The sequence below is a fragment of the Kinneretia sp. DJ1R-11 genome, assembly GCF_025717595.1.
In the GTDB taxonomy this organism is placed as follows: domain Bacteria; phylum Pseudomonadota; class Gammaproteobacteria; order Burkholderiales; family Burkholderiaceae_C; genus Paucibacter_A.
The window spans coordinates 157,943-170,922 of record NZ_JAJIRR010000004.1; the positions used below are offsets into that span (position 1 = coordinate 157,943).

General features: G+C 65.2%; 12 protein-coding genes. 4 read left to right on the forward strand and 8 right to left on the reverse strand.

What is annotated here, in order from left to right:
* Positions 1-23: 23 nt before the first annotated feature.
* The 7 genes from paaD to LNV23_RS09555 all read right to left on the reverse strand — a co-directional run bounded on the left by paaD (position 24) and on the right by LNV23_RS09555 (position 5,465).
* Positions 24-551, reverse strand: a complete 528-nt coding sequence (paaD, locus tag LNV23_RS09525) for a 1,2-phenylacetyl-CoA epoxidase subunit PaaD (RefSeq protein WP_263562775.1) — start codon at positions 549-551, stop codon at positions 24-26.
* Positions 551-1,327: a 1,2-phenylacetyl-CoA epoxidase subunit PaaC gene (gene paaC / locus LNV23_RS09530; protein WP_263562776.1), complete on the reverse strand. Its 777-nt coding sequence runs from the start codon at positions 1,325-1,327 to the stop codon at positions 551-553. Before paaC ends, paaD begins: the two co-directional genes overlap by 1 nt.
* A 162-nt stretch (positions 1,328-1,489) precedes the next feature.
* A complete protein-coding gene (gene paaB / locus LNV23_RS09535) occupies positions 1,490-1,783 on the reverse strand; it encodes a 1,2-phenylacetyl-CoA epoxidase subunit PaaB (protein WP_263562777.1) in 294 nt (97 codons plus the stop codon).
* The gene (paaA, locus tag LNV23_RS09540; RefSeq protein ID WP_263562778.1) at positions 1,780-2,781 is read right to left on the reverse strand and encodes a 1,2-phenylacetyl-CoA epoxidase subunit PaaA; all 1,002 of its coding nucleotides are present in this window, start codon (positions 2,779-2,781) and stop codon (positions 1,780-1,782) included. Before paaA ends, paaB begins: the two co-directional genes overlap by 4 nt.
* A gap of 49 nt (positions 2,782-2,830) precedes the next feature.
* Positions 2,831-4,156 (reverse strand): phenylacetate--CoA ligase PaaK, encoded by a 1,326-nt coding sequence (gene paaK, locus LNV23_RS09545; protein WP_263562779.1) that lies wholly within the window; start codon positions 4,154-4,156, stop codon positions 2,831-2,833.
* Entirely contained in the window at positions 4,153-4,626 is a 474-nt protein-coding gene (paaI, locus tag LNV23_RS09550) for a hydroxyphenylacetyl-CoA thioesterase PaaI (RefSeq protein ID WP_263562780.1), read from the reverse strand. The genes paaK and paaI overlap by 4 nt, the downstream gene beginning before the upstream one ends.
* 35 nt (positions 4,627-4,661) lie before the next feature.
* Positions 4,662-5,465 (reverse strand): enoyl-CoA hydratase-related protein, encoded by an 804-nt coding sequence (locus tag LNV23_RS09555; protein ID WP_263562781.1) that lies wholly within the window; start codon positions 5,463-5,465, stop codon positions 4,662-4,664.
* Between the two features lie 350 nt (positions 5,466-5,815).
* Here LNV23_RS09555 and LNV23_RS09560 point away from each other — a divergent pair, with 350 nt between their 5' ends.
* The 4 genes from LNV23_RS09560 to LNV23_RS09575 all read left to right on the forward strand — a co-directional run bounded on the left by LNV23_RS09560 (position 5,816) and on the right by LNV23_RS09575 (position 11,829).
* Positions 5,816-6,427, forward strand: coding sequence for a phenylacetic acid degradation protein PaaY (locus LNV23_RS09560; protein ID WP_263562782.1), 612 nt, complete (start codon positions 5,816-5,818; stop codon positions 6,425-6,427).
* A gap of 215 nt (positions 6,428-6,642) precedes the next feature.
* Positions 6,643-8,475 carry a PAS domain S-box protein gene (locus LNV23_RS09565; RefSeq protein ID WP_263562783.1) on the forward strand — a complete coding sequence of 611 codons (1,833 nt, stop codon included), beginning with the start codon at positions 6,643-6,645 and terminating at the stop codon, positions 8,473-8,475.
* Complete coding sequence (locus LNV23_RS09570) at positions 8,472-10,970, forward strand: two-component system response regulator (RefSeq protein ID WP_263562784.1); 2,499 nt, start codon at positions 8,472-8,474, stop codon at positions 10,968-10,970. Before LNV23_RS09565 ends, LNV23_RS09570 begins: the two co-directional genes overlap by 4 nt.
* Positions 10,971-11,046: 76 nt before the next feature.
* A complete protein-coding gene (locus LNV23_RS09575; RefSeq protein ID WP_263562785.1) occupies positions 11,047-11,829 on the forward strand; it encodes an oxygen-binding di-iron domain-containing protein in 783 nt (260 codons plus the stop codon).
* Positions 11,830-11,876: 47 nt separating this feature from the next.
* On the opposite strand, the gene LNV23_RS09580 is transcribed toward LNV23_RS09575, so the two are convergent.
* The gene (locus LNV23_RS09580) at positions 11,877-12,980 is read right to left on the reverse strand and encodes a M48 family metallopeptidase (RefSeq protein ID WP_263562786.1); all 1,104 of its coding nucleotides are present in this window, start codon (positions 12,978-12,980) and stop codon (positions 11,877-11,879) included.

A 12,980-nucleotide genomic window follows, 5' to 3' on the forward strand; every position in this document is an offset into this window, starting at 1 on the left:
GCTGGGATCCGTCTTCTTTGAATTCAGATAGGTTTGAAATGCTCAAACGGCTCGCGGCAGCTCAAGCAGCGGTACAGGGCCTTGCAGGCGGTCGTGCCAAAAGCAGACAGCTTTTCGGTCTGCAGGCTGCCGCAACGCGGGCAGGCCAGCTGGCTCAGCGAGGCGCGGTGCACCAGGCGAATCGGTTGCTCCGCGCCCGCCGCCACCGGCCCCGGTGGCGCAATGCCGTAGGCGCGCAGCTTCTCGCGGCCCTCGGCGGTGATCCAATCGGTGGTCCAGGCCGGCGCGCGCTGCAAGGTGACCTGCACCGCGCCGAAAGCGGACAGGGCCGCACGCACATCGTCCTGGATCAATTCCGTGGCCGGGCAGCCGCTGTAAGTGGGCGTCAGCACCACCTCCAGGCCCTCGACCCCGTCCTCGCGCAGACGCAGATCGCGCACGATGCCGAGCTCGCAGAGCGAGATCACCGGCACCTCGGGGTCGGGAATCTGGCGCAGCACCTCCCAGGCGGCTTCGAGCCGACCGCAGGCGCTGCTTGATGGCAGACTCATTACCACTTGCCCCCGGGGTAGGCGCGCTGCAGGTACTGCATCTCGGCCAGCAGATGGCCCATATGCTCGCTGTGCACGCCACGGCGGCCGGCGGACACGTAGGCGCTGGGCTTGGGATGGGCCAGGGTGGCGTCGGCCAGCACCTCGTCCATCTGCGCCTGCCAGTCGGCGCGCAGCTCCGACCAGGCCGGGCCCAGGCCTTGGGCCACGGCGGCGGCGTCCACCGCGTCGGCGTCAAAGAGCTCATTGAACAAGGGCCAGAGCTGGGCCAGGGCATCGCGCATGCGGGCGGCGGATTCGTCCGTGCCATCACCGAGGCGCACCACCCAATCGGCGGCATGCTGCTGGTGATAACGCGATTCCTTGACGGCCTTGGCAGCAATCGCCGCCACCTCGGCATCGCTGCTGGAGGCCAGGCGGCCCCAGAGCAGCTGCAGCCAGGTGGCGACGGCGAAGTTGCGCACCTGGGTGAAGGCGAAATCGCCGCGCGGCAGCTCCATCAGCACCGGGTTCAGGTACTGGCGCTCCTCGCGCAAAAAGGCGAGCTGGTCTTCGTCATGGCCCTGCCCGTCCAGATGGGCGGCATGGGTCAGCAGCGCGCGCGCCTGGCCGATCAGGTCCAGGGCCATATTGGCCAGGGCCAGATCTTCCTCGAGGATGGGGCCATGGCCGCACCACTCACCCAGACGCTGGCCCAGGATCAGACAGCTGTCGGCGATGCGCAGCAGGTACTGCACTTGCGGGCTGCTGCCCACTTGAATCGATGCTTGGCTCATACCTCAGGACTCCCGCCGGGCCGCCCCAAGGGAGGCCCACGCCCCCTCGGGGGGCTGTGCCCGCGCCGAACGAGCGCCTGCGCGCTCGTTCGAGGCTGGCGAAGGCCAAAAGGCATGCAGGCCTTTTGGCAGTGAATGCAATGAACGTGGGGGCTTCATGTCTTACATGTGGTTGATGGCATCGGGCAGCTGGTAGAAGGTCGGGTGGCGGTACACCTTGTCTTCGGCCGGGTCGAAGTACATGCCCTTCTCGCCCGGGTCCGAGGCGACGATCTGGCTAGACAGCACCACCCAGATGCTGCAGCCTTCCTGGCGCCGGGTGTAGACCTCGCGGGCCATCTGCACGGCCATCTTGGCGTCGGGGGCGTGCAGGCTGCCGCAATGCTTGTGGTCCAGGCCCGCCTTGCTGCGCACAAAGACTTCCCACAGCGGCCATTCTTTGTTGATCGAACTCATGCGGCTTGCTCCTTGTTCATGTGTTTGCGGGCGTGGGCCAGGGCGGCTTCGCGCACCCAGGCGCCGTCGTCCCAGGCCTTGACGCGGGTGGCCAGGCGTTCGCGGTTGCAGGGGCCGTCACCGCCGACCACGCGCCAGAACTCGGCCCAGTCGATGGCGCCAAAGTCATGCTCGCCGCGTTCTTCATTCCATTTGAGATCGGGGTCCGGCAGCGTGATGCCCAGAATCTGGGCCTGTGGCACGGTGGCATCGACAAACTTCTGGCGCAGCTGGTCGTTGCTGATGCGTTTGATGCCCCAGCGCATCGATTGCTCAGAGTTGGGCGAATCCTTGTCGGCCGGGCCGAACATCATCAGAGACGGCCACCACCAGCGGTTCACCGCGTCCTGAACCATGGCTTTTTGCTCGGCCGTGCCTTCTCGCATCATCACCAGCAGGGATTCATAACCCTGACGTTGGTGGAAACTTTCCTCGCGGCAGACGCGAATCATGGCACGGGCATAGGGCGCGAAAGAGCAACGGCACAAGGGCACCTGGTTCATGATGGCCGCGCCATCGACCAGCCAGCCGACCACGCCGATATCGGCCCAGGTCAGCGTCGGGTAGTTGAAGATGGAGCTGTACTTGGCCTTGCCACTGTGCAAGGCATCAAGCATCTGGTCACGGCTGGTGCCCAGGGTCTCGGCGGCCGAGTAGAGATAGAGGCCATGGCCGCCCTCGTCCTGCACCTTGGCCAGCAGAATGGCCTTGCGCTTGAGCGTGGGCGCCCGGCTGATCCAGTTGCCCTCGGGCAGCATGCCGACGATCTCGGAATGCGCATGCTGGCTGATCTGGCGCACCAAGGTCTTGCGGTAATGCTCGGGCATCCAGTCCTTGGCTTCGATGAAGTCACCCGCGTCGATGCGGGCTTCGAAGGCCGCCTCGCGGGCCGCGTCCTCGGCGCTCTTGACCTTGGCGGCCACATCCTGTGGGCCGACGCTCATGGCTTGGGTGTACATCTGGGCTTGCTCCTGAAAATGAGGCGGGGCTGTGCGGGCTGTGTGCGGCTCAGCGCGGCCGCTTGTCGATCACCCGGCGGGCCTTGCCCACCAAGGTGCGTTCAATGGAATCGGGGGCGCCAACATGGACCTTGGTAGACACGCCCACCAGGGTCTTGATGCGGTGCTGCAGGGACTTGGCCACCTGGGCGACCTGGCTGCCATCGGCGGCCGCGGCGGCCGGCTGCAGTTCGCAGCGCACTTCCACCTCGTCGAGTGCGCCCTCGCGAGAGACCACGATCTGGTACTGGCCCGAGAGCTGCGGCTCCTGCAGCACCAGTTCCTCGATCTGGGTCGGGAACATATTGACGCCGCGGATGATCAGCATGTCGTCACTGCGGCCGACGATCTTGCCCATGCGCCGCATGCTGCGCGAGGTGGGCGGTAGCAGCCGGGTCAGATCGCGGGTGCGGTAGCGAATGATGGGCAGGGCCTGCTTGCTCAGCGAGGTGAAGACCAGCTCACCCTCGGCACCATCGGGCAGCACGGCACCGGTCTCGGGGTCGATGATCTCGGGGTAGAAATGGTCTTCCCAGATCACCGGGCCGTCCTTGCTCTCGATGCACTCGCTGGCCACACCCGGGCCCATGACCTCGGAAAGGCCGTAGATGTCCACCGCATCGATGCCGGCCTTGCCCTCGATCTCGCGGCGCATGGCTTCGGTCCAGGGCTCGGCCCCGAAGATGCCGATGCGCAGCGACATCTCACGCGCATCCAGGCCCTGGCGTGCGAACTCCTCGATGATCACCTGCATATAGCTGGGCGTGACCATGATGATGTCGGGCCGGAAATCCTGGATCAGCTGCACCTGCTTTTCGGTCTGGCCGCCGGACATGGGGATGACCGTGCAGCCCAGCTTTTCGGCGCCGTAGTGCGCGCCCAGGCCGCCGGTGAAGAGCCCATAACCATAAGCCACATGGACCAGATCGCCCGCTCGGCCACCGGCGGCGTAGATGGAGCGCGCCACCAGACCGGCCCAAGTGTCGATGTCCTGCTGCGTGTAGCCCACCACGGTCGGCTTGCCCGTGGTGCCCGAGGAGGCATGGACCCGCGCCACCTGATGGCGCGGCACGGCGAACATGCCAAAGGGGTAGTTGTCGCGCAGGTCTTTCTTGGTGGTGAAGGGAAACTTGGCCAGGTCGGCCAGGCTCTTCAGATCAGACGGATGCACGCCGGCCGCGTCAAACGCCGCCTTGTAATGCGGCACCTGGTCGTAGGCATGTTGCAGGCTCCAGCGCAGGCGCGTCAGCTGCAGGGCTTGCAGCTCGTCCTGGCTGGCATTTTCGATCGCGTCCAGACCCAAACGCGATGCGGGGCCACTCTTGCTCTCACTCATGCCTCGCCCTCCGACGAATCCAGATTCGGGGCCAGCGGCAAGAGCACCACCGGCTTGCCCTTGATGCGGTAGCTCTTGCCGCGGAACACGGCCACCAGCTGGTCAGCCTGGTTTTTGACCGTGATGTCGTAGACGCCGGTGCGGCCGGCCAGCGAAACCTCGCGCGCCACCGCGGTCAGGCGGTCGCCGAGGCGGGCGGGTGCGACGATGTCGATGCTGAAGCCCGAGGCCACGGTCAGCTCGTTGTAGGAGTTGCAGGCGAAGGCAAAGGTCGAGTCGGCCAGGGTGGTGATCAGGCCGCCGTGGCAGATCTCAAAACCGTTGAGCATGTCTTCGCGCACAGTCATGGCCAGGGTGGCACCGCCGGGCGCAATTGCCAGCACCTCCATGCCCAAGCTCTGGCTGGCGCGGTCCTGGGCCCACATGCTGCGCTTCACGGCTTCAGCAATCTCTTGTGCATCCATGCTCATGGGCGGGCTCCGTCTTGATGCTGGCGCTTGATTGTTCAGCGGTCGCTGAACTTGGGCGCGCGCTTTTGCAAAAAGGCCGCGGCGCCTTCCAGATAGTCGGCCGAGAAGCCCAGCTGGCTTTGCGTCACCGCCTCCAGGCGCAGGGCGTCGTCAAAGTCCAGCAGGCCGGCTTCGTCAAACGCCATGCGGGTCTGGGCCATGGCGCGCACCGGCATCTGGCTGATCTTTTGCGCCAAGGCCTGGGCGCTGGCGGCCAGTTCTTCATCGGGCACGGCCTTGCAGATCAGGCCGATGGCCTGCGCCTCGGCGGCCGGCAGCTTCTCGCCCAACAAGGCGAGCTGCAAGGCTTTGGCGCGCCCCACCAGGCGCGGCAGCAACCAGCTGCCGCCGCAATCGGGCACAAGGCCGATCTTGGCAAAGGCCTGGATGAAACTGGCAGAGTTGCCGGCCAACACCAGGTCGCAGCCCAAGGCCAGATTGGCACCGGCGCCGGCCGCCACGCCATTGACGGCGGCGATCACGGGCACCGGCATGCTGCGCACGCGCTGGGCCAGGGGGATGTAAAAGCCGTCGAGCAAGGCGCCGATGTCCTTGGGCGATTCGCCGGGTTTGAGATCGGGGTTGACCATGGGGTCGCTGAGATCCTGGCCGGCACAGAAGGCACGGCCGGCGCCGGTGATCACCACGCAACGCACGCTGGCATCGCCCGCAGCCGCATCCAGCGCTTCGCGCAGCTCGGCCAGCAGGCCAGACGTGAAGGCATTGAGCGCCGCGGGGCGGTTCAGAGTCAGGGTGCGGACGGCACCGTTCTGCTGGCTCAGGAGTTGCGGTTCTTGCATGCGGCAGGCCTCGGGGCGGTTCGTTCGACGAAGGAAGGCAGCGAATCGATCAGCTCAAACACTCTTGACCGACCGGTCGGTAGATCGTAAGGTTGGTCTTGATTTGGCGCAAGACGGCGCTACTCAGCGTAAACCCTTGGAATGCAGTGAACCAGTGAATGGGTGAACAGGTGAATCAGCCACACTCGTCACCGCGCCTCACCCACTCACCCACTCACCCACTCACCCACTCACCCACTCACCCACCCACTCACCCACTCACCCATTCACCCATTCACCCACTCACCCATTCACCCATTCACCCATTCACCCATTCACCCATTCACCCGTTCACCATCCCATCCCCGCCCATGCCCACCTACTCCATCGACGGCGTCATCCCGGTCGTCCACCCCAGCGCCCATGTCCACCCCACGGCCGTGCTGATCGGTGATGTCCACATCGGCCCGGGCTGCTACATCGGCCCCTTGGCCAGCTTGCGTGGCGATTTCGGCCGCATCGAAATCCACGAAGGCGCCAATGTCCAGGACAACTGCGTGGTGCATGGCTTCCCGGATTCCCTGACCGTGGTCGAACGCAATGGCCATATCGGCCACGGCGCCGTGCTCCATGGCTGCATCGTGCGCCATGACGCCCTGGTCGGCATGAATGCGGTGGTCATGGACTCGGCCGAGGTCGGCGCCTACAGCATCGTTGCCGCCTGCGCCTTTGTCCGCGCCGGGCTCAAGCTGCCCGAGCGCTCGCTGATCGCCGGCCTGCCGGCCAAGGTCATGCGCGAACTCAGCGAAGACGAAATCAGCTGGAAGCGCGTCGGCACCGAGACCTATCAAGACTTGACCCTGCGCTGCCATGCCAGCTTGCAAGAAGTGGCGCCGCTGCCCCAGGAAGAGGCTGAGCGGCCGCGCCTGCAGGTCCGCGAGCACCGCCCCAAGAAAGAGGGCAAGACCGATCAACAGCCCTGAACCTGCCGCTGGTCGCCGACCCAAGAAACAAACAACCTGGACGGCTGTTGCCGGGTAGACTCGAAATTGACAAACATCAAGATAGATGGGGTCTGCACCGATGTCGTTGAGTCCACGATGTTTCTCAGGGAGAGAACCAGCATGCAGTACCCGACGCGATCGTCTCGTGGGCGCCACGCCGCTCACTCCATGCGCGCCGAAACCGCCGTCGGTCCATGGCCACGCCAAACATGAAGGCCGTGCCGGCTGAACACGCGGTACTCGACAGTCTGTTCGCCAGCGATCTGCCTGTTGGCTTGGCCGTGCTGGACCAGCAACTTCGCTACACCCGGGTGAACCGGGCCTTGGCCGAGTTCAATGGGGTGCCAGTCGAGAAGCTCTTGGGGCGCAGCGTCGCCGAAGTGCTACCGCAGGCCTTTGACAAGCTTGAACCTCTGCTGCGCGCGGTGCTGGACCATGGCCATGCGCTGGAGAAGTTCCGGGTTCAGGTCCTGGTGCCCAGCCATCCCGACACGCCGTCCGAATGGGAAGCCAGCTACCTGCCCATACGCGATGCTGAGCAAGTGGTGGTGGGCATATTGGTACAAGCCGTCAACATCACCAGCCATCGCAAGGCCGAGGCCATCCTGCGAGAAAGCGAGGAGCGCCTGCGCCGGGTACTCAACGGTTTGTTCGCATTCGTCGGCGTACTCAGCACCGAGGGCATCCTCCTGGAAGCCAACCGGGCGCCGCTGGAAGCCGCGGGCATCGGCATCGACGAGGTCCGCGGCAAGGCGTTCTGGGATACCTATTGGTGGTCGCACGACCTGGATCTGCAAGCTTGGTTGCGTGGCGCCATGATCGAGGCCGCCGAAGGCAAGGTGATACGAAGTGACGTCATCGTGCGCATGCGCAACGACAGCCGCATGACCATCGACTTCATGCTGGCTCCGCTGCGCGACGATGGAGAGCAAGTCACCCATGTGATCGCCTCGGGCATCGACATTTCCGACCGCGTGCACGGCGAGCGGGCTCTGCGGGCCAGCGAGGCCCGCTTCCGCAGTGCTTTCAACGCCGCCCCTGATGGCATGGCCCTGGTCAATGGCGAAGGCCGCATCCTGCTCGCCAACACCGCCATGGACCGGCTGTTTGCCTGTCCGCCCGGGAAGCTGGAAAACAGCGACATCAACGAGCTGGTGCCTTTGGCTTTACGCCCCGGTCACCCAGCACTGATCAGCCACTTCTTTGCCCATCTCCAGACCCGGCCCATGGCCAAACGCAGGCGGCTGCAGGCCTTGCGGCATGACGGCAGCAGCTTCAATGTCGAGGTGGGGCTGAACCCGATTCCAGGCAGCGATCCTCCCGAGGTGTTGGCCACCGTCATCGACATCGACGAACGCCTGGCTGCCCAGGCCCAAATTGAGCGTGCCCTGCAGGAGAAGACAGCCTTGCTCAGCGAAGTGCACCACCGGGTCAAAAACAATCTGCAAATTGTCTCCAGTCTCTTGCGCCTGCAGTCGCGCCACGTCGATGACTCAGTCAGGGCCGTGCTACGTGACAGCAAGAGCCGGATCCGCGCCATGGCACTGACCCACCAACTGCTCTACGAACGCAATGACTTCTCTGCACTTGAACTGGGCCCCTACCTCAAGCGACTGGCCACCTTGCTGCACGACAGCTACGCCAACCCCGCGCAAGCCCTGGAACTGAAGGTTCAGGCGGCCGATGAAGGCATGGCAATTGACTTGCAGGCAGCCATCCCCTGCGGGCTGATCGTCAACGAGCTGGTCACCAATGCCTTCAAGCATGCGTTCCCCAGTCGGAGCAGCGGGCGCATCGTGATCAGCGCAGAGCGAGCCGAAGACCACAGCCTGCAGATTGAGGTCAGCGATGACGGCATCGGCCTCCCCACCGATCCTGACTGGGAAAACAGCAAGACATTGGGTTTTCAACTGGTTCCCATGCTGACCGAGCAACTCGACGGCACGCTTCGTCTGATGGCAGGACCAGGGACCCATGTGAGAGTCAATTTCATGAATCCAAGGGATGCAAAGGAAACCACGACATGACGGACTCCCTGGCGGAGCCTGTGGCTCCACGGCTTGCGCGTATTCAGATCGTCGAGGACGAGCGCATCGTCGCCTTGGACCTCAAGCAGGACCTTGAATCCCTGGGCTATGAGGTCAGTGGCATGGCCGCGTCTGAAAGCCGTGCCGTCGAATTGGCCCGCGGCGACCGCCCGGATCTGGTGCTGATGGACATCAACCTTGGCCATGGCGGTGACGGCACGCGCGCTGCCCACACCGTCATCAGCCAGCTGAAGATTCCCGTCATCTATCTGACCGCCTACGCCGAACCGGCCACCCTGGAACGCGCCGGCCTGACCGCACCCTACGGCTACTTGCTCAAACCCTTCGAGCTGCGCGAACTGAACGCCACCATACGCATGGCCCTGGCACGGCGCTCGGCCGAGCAGCAGGCCGAACGGGCCGAGCAGCGCTACCGCCTGGCGCTCGATGCCGCGCAGCTCGGCGTGGTGGAGTTCCGGCCGGATTCAGACGACATCGAGCTGCACGGCCATATCAAACCCCTGTTCGCCAGCGAGCCGCGTGGCTTTGCGATTTCGCGCCAGGAATTTCTGGCCTGTATCGATGAGCGGGCGCGCCAGCAGATGTCATGCTTGCTGGCCCCCGGCGGATCCGTCCACTGCGTGACCCGCTGGCGCCCAGAGGAAGAGCCCCCCGTCTGGCTGGAAATCAAGGCCTGCCATTTTCCCGAGGAGGGCAAGATCATCGGCGTGTTCCGAGACATCAGCTTGCAGCGGGAAAGCGAGGCGCAGTTGCGCCGAGCTGCGGTCGTGTTCGAATCCGCCGCGGATGCCATTCTCATCCTCGACGAACAGTTGCGCGTGCGGGCCGTCAATCCGTCGTTCAGCCAGATGACGGGCTGGCTCTTGCATGAGATCGTCGGGCGCGATGTGCGCGGCTTTCTGCACGCGCAAAGAGTCGGCGATGCCGCCGGCTTTCACGCCCTGGGCAATCCCGCAGCGCCAATCAGCAGCAGCGCCGCCATCTGGCATGGCGAAACCATCTGCCGGCATCGCGATGGTCGCGTCTTTCCGGCCTGGCAGCATCTTGCGCCCGTGCTGGACACGCAAGGCCAGCTCAGCCACCAGGTGCTGACCTTCACCGACATCTCGGCCCTGCGCCGCGCCGAGACCCAGATCCAGCACCTGGCCTACCATGATGCCTTGACGGGACTGGGCAATCGCCATCATCTGGAGATTTGCCTGCGCCACTTCATCGCCGGCGATGCGCGCCTGGACGCCCCTGGTGAAGGCCGCGATGGCGCCCGCTTTGCACTGCTCTTTCTCGACCTCGATGGCTTCAAGACCATCAATGACACTTTGGGTCACAGCGTCGGTGACGAGCTCCTGATCAAAATCGCGCGCCGCCTTGAGCTCTGCCTGCGCCGTTCCGATGTCTCGGTGCGCCTGGGCGGTGATGAATTCATCATCCTGCTCAGCGATATCACTCGCACCGAGGACGCCACCACTCTGGCCGAGAAGCTGCTGGCCGAAATCCGTTTGCCGGTTGAGCTGGAAGGCCGCGAGCCCGTCTCCGTGTCGGCCAGCATCGGCATCGCCCAATTTCCTGACCATGCCAACACGTCAGACGCGCTGATCCAGGCAGCCGACACGGCCATGTACGAAGCCAAGGCGGGCGGTCGCAATCGCTACGAGGTCTTCAGCGCCACGCTCTCGGACAAGGCGATCGCCCGCATGCAGATCGAACAAGGCCTGCGCCGCGCGCGCCTGGGCCACGAGCTGGTGCTTCATTGGCAACCCATCATCGACATGACCCGCCACCGCGTCATCGGTGCCGAAGCCTTGATGCGCTGGAACCACCCGGAATTGGGGCCGATCAGCCCCGACCGTTTCATTCCAGTGGCTGAGGAGATCGGACTGATCGAGGACTTCGGCCGCTGGGCTCTGGACCAGGCCTGCCGTCTGGGCGTGCGCTGGCTGGCGAGCGGCCGCCCGCTGGACCGGCTGGCCGTCAATATTTCGGCACGCCAGCTGCAGCGCCCCGGCTTTGTCGATGTGGTCGCGCAAGCCCTGGCCCGCCACGGCCTGCCGCCGGCCTGCCTGGAGCTGGAGATCACCGAATCGACCCTGCAGTCGATCGACAGCGGCCGATTGATCCTGGGCGAATTGCGGCGCCTCGGCGTCAAGCTGGCCATCGACGACTTCGGTACCGGCTTTTCATCGCTGTCCCTGCTCAAGTACTTCCCGCTGGACCGGCTCAAGATCGACAAGAGCTTTGTGCGCGACATTGAGCGCGCCGGCAACGATCTGGCCATCGTGCGTGCCATCGTTGCCCTGGCCGACACGCTGGGCCTGGCCATCACGGCCGAAGGCGTGGAGACCGAGCACCAGCGCCAGGCTCTGCTGAACCTGGGCGTCAGCGATGCCCAGGGCTGGCTCTACAGCGCCGCCCTGCCCGAGGCGGGTCTGCTGGCCTTGCGCAGCACGCTCAAGCCGGCAGGCGGCGGCGACGCTTGATCTGGCTCAAGGGCATGCGAGCGCGGCCTCGCTAGAGTGGCGCCACTCCACTGCCGGATTCGTCCGTCCACGCGCCATGTCCATCGAACTGTTCCGTCAGGGCTCACACCAATGCCTGATGTTCTCCAAGCTCAGCCTGGAGGACGGCGAGGCCGTGCAATCCAACCAGTTCCTGCTGGTCCATGGCAACACCGGCGCTATCCTGGACCCGGGCGGCAATATCGCCTACAACGAGCTCTATCTGGGACTGACCCAGACCATGGCGCCGCACAAGCTGGCCGCCATCCTGGCTTCGCACGCCGACCCCGACATCATTGCCTCACTGGACCGCTGGATGACGGCCACCACGGCGCCGATCTACATCTCGCGCATCTGGGAGCGCTTCGCACCGCACTTTTGCAAGCCCGGCAAGACCGCCGGCCGCATCATCGGCCTGCCCGACGCCGGTCAGCGCCTGCGCCTGGGCCAGGGCAGCGACGACAGCTTCGAGCTCTGGGCCCTGCCCGCCCACTTCCTGCATGCCGAGGGGAACTTCCAGTTCTACGACCCGATCAGCCGCATCCTGTTCTCGGGCGACCTCGGCGCCTCGCTGGGCGCCAAGCTGGACCCGGCCAAGCCGGTGACCGAACTGGCCGGCCACATCCGCCACATGGAAGGCTTCCACCGCCGCTACATGGTCAGCAACAAGGTCATGCGCCTGTGGGCAGCCATGGTGCGTGATTTGCCCATCGACATGATCGTGCCGCAACACGGCAGCCCCATGAGCGGCCCGGCCGTGCAGCAGTTCATCGCCTGGGCCGAGAGCCTGGCCTGCGGCATCGACTTGATGGGACCGGCCGACTACCGCATTCCCGACTGAGCGGGCTTCCGGCTCACTCAAAGTGCATTGCAGACGATGGACCCGCGTCAGCGCGAGGCGGCCGGCACGGCGGGCAGCGCATGCTGTGCGGCCTCCTCTTCGGCAGCCCAGGCCTGAGCCCGACGCAATCGTTCTTCGGTGCTCGGGTGGCTGGCGAATCCATCGAGCAGGGAGGCACGCGACCCTTGCGCGAGTTCCTGCTTTTTGAATTGCTGCCAGGTCGAAACAAGGGTGGCTGCCGGCAGGCCGGCCTGGCGCAGGAATTCGCGCGCGTCGGCATCGGCCTCGCGCTCGTCATCGCGCGAATGAGCGCTGGAACGCAGCAGAAATACCAAGTTGGCCGCCACCGATGAGAAGTCCCCCAGCACCGCCCCGGCCACACTGCCCAGACCGATGGAGCGCAGGGTGCCGCGAAGGGCGTGACGATGCCGCAGATGCCCGAGCTCATGGCCCAGCACGGCCATCAGTTCCTCGTCGCTGAACTGGGCCACCAAGCCATCGAGCAGGACCACCGTGCCATTGGGCAAGGTCAGGGCATTGAAGCCGCCCTCCGCACTGTCGAACTCGGCCTCGCGCGCAAACCGCAATTTGGGTGCTGGATCCATGGACGGCAAGCGTTTCATCACCGATTCGAAACGCGCCACCAAGCGCTGCTGCCGCTCCGTCGGCACCTGGCTGGGCCGCCACTCCGTTTCCAGGGATTCCTCGACCATCCGCCCCAGCCCGCGATCAACGCTGGGCGGCAGGAGCGGCATGGCCGCACGGGCCAGCTTGGGTGCCCCCCATTGATCAAAACCGACCAGCACGGCCACCAGCAAGAGCAGGCAGAGGCCCATGGCCGGCACGTTCGCCAGCAAACGATCCTCCCAGGCCGGCCGCAGCCCAAGTGCAGCCTGCAGGCGGGCGGCGTCTAGGCTCACGCAGAGGGTGCTGCCATCCGGCAAGTCAAGAGGCTGCCGCGCCAGACCCAAGCTGGGGCGCAAACGCAAGCGCCGGGCCTCGAAAGGACCGGCCAACGGCGCCAACTCGGGCCGCGGCTTTTCGCCCCAGGCACAGAGCCACAGGCCCTGTCCATCCACACGCCAACGGACCGTCTGCCCTTGAGCCCGCCGACCGTCGAACCACTGACCCCTCCCCTCACTGGAGCTCAT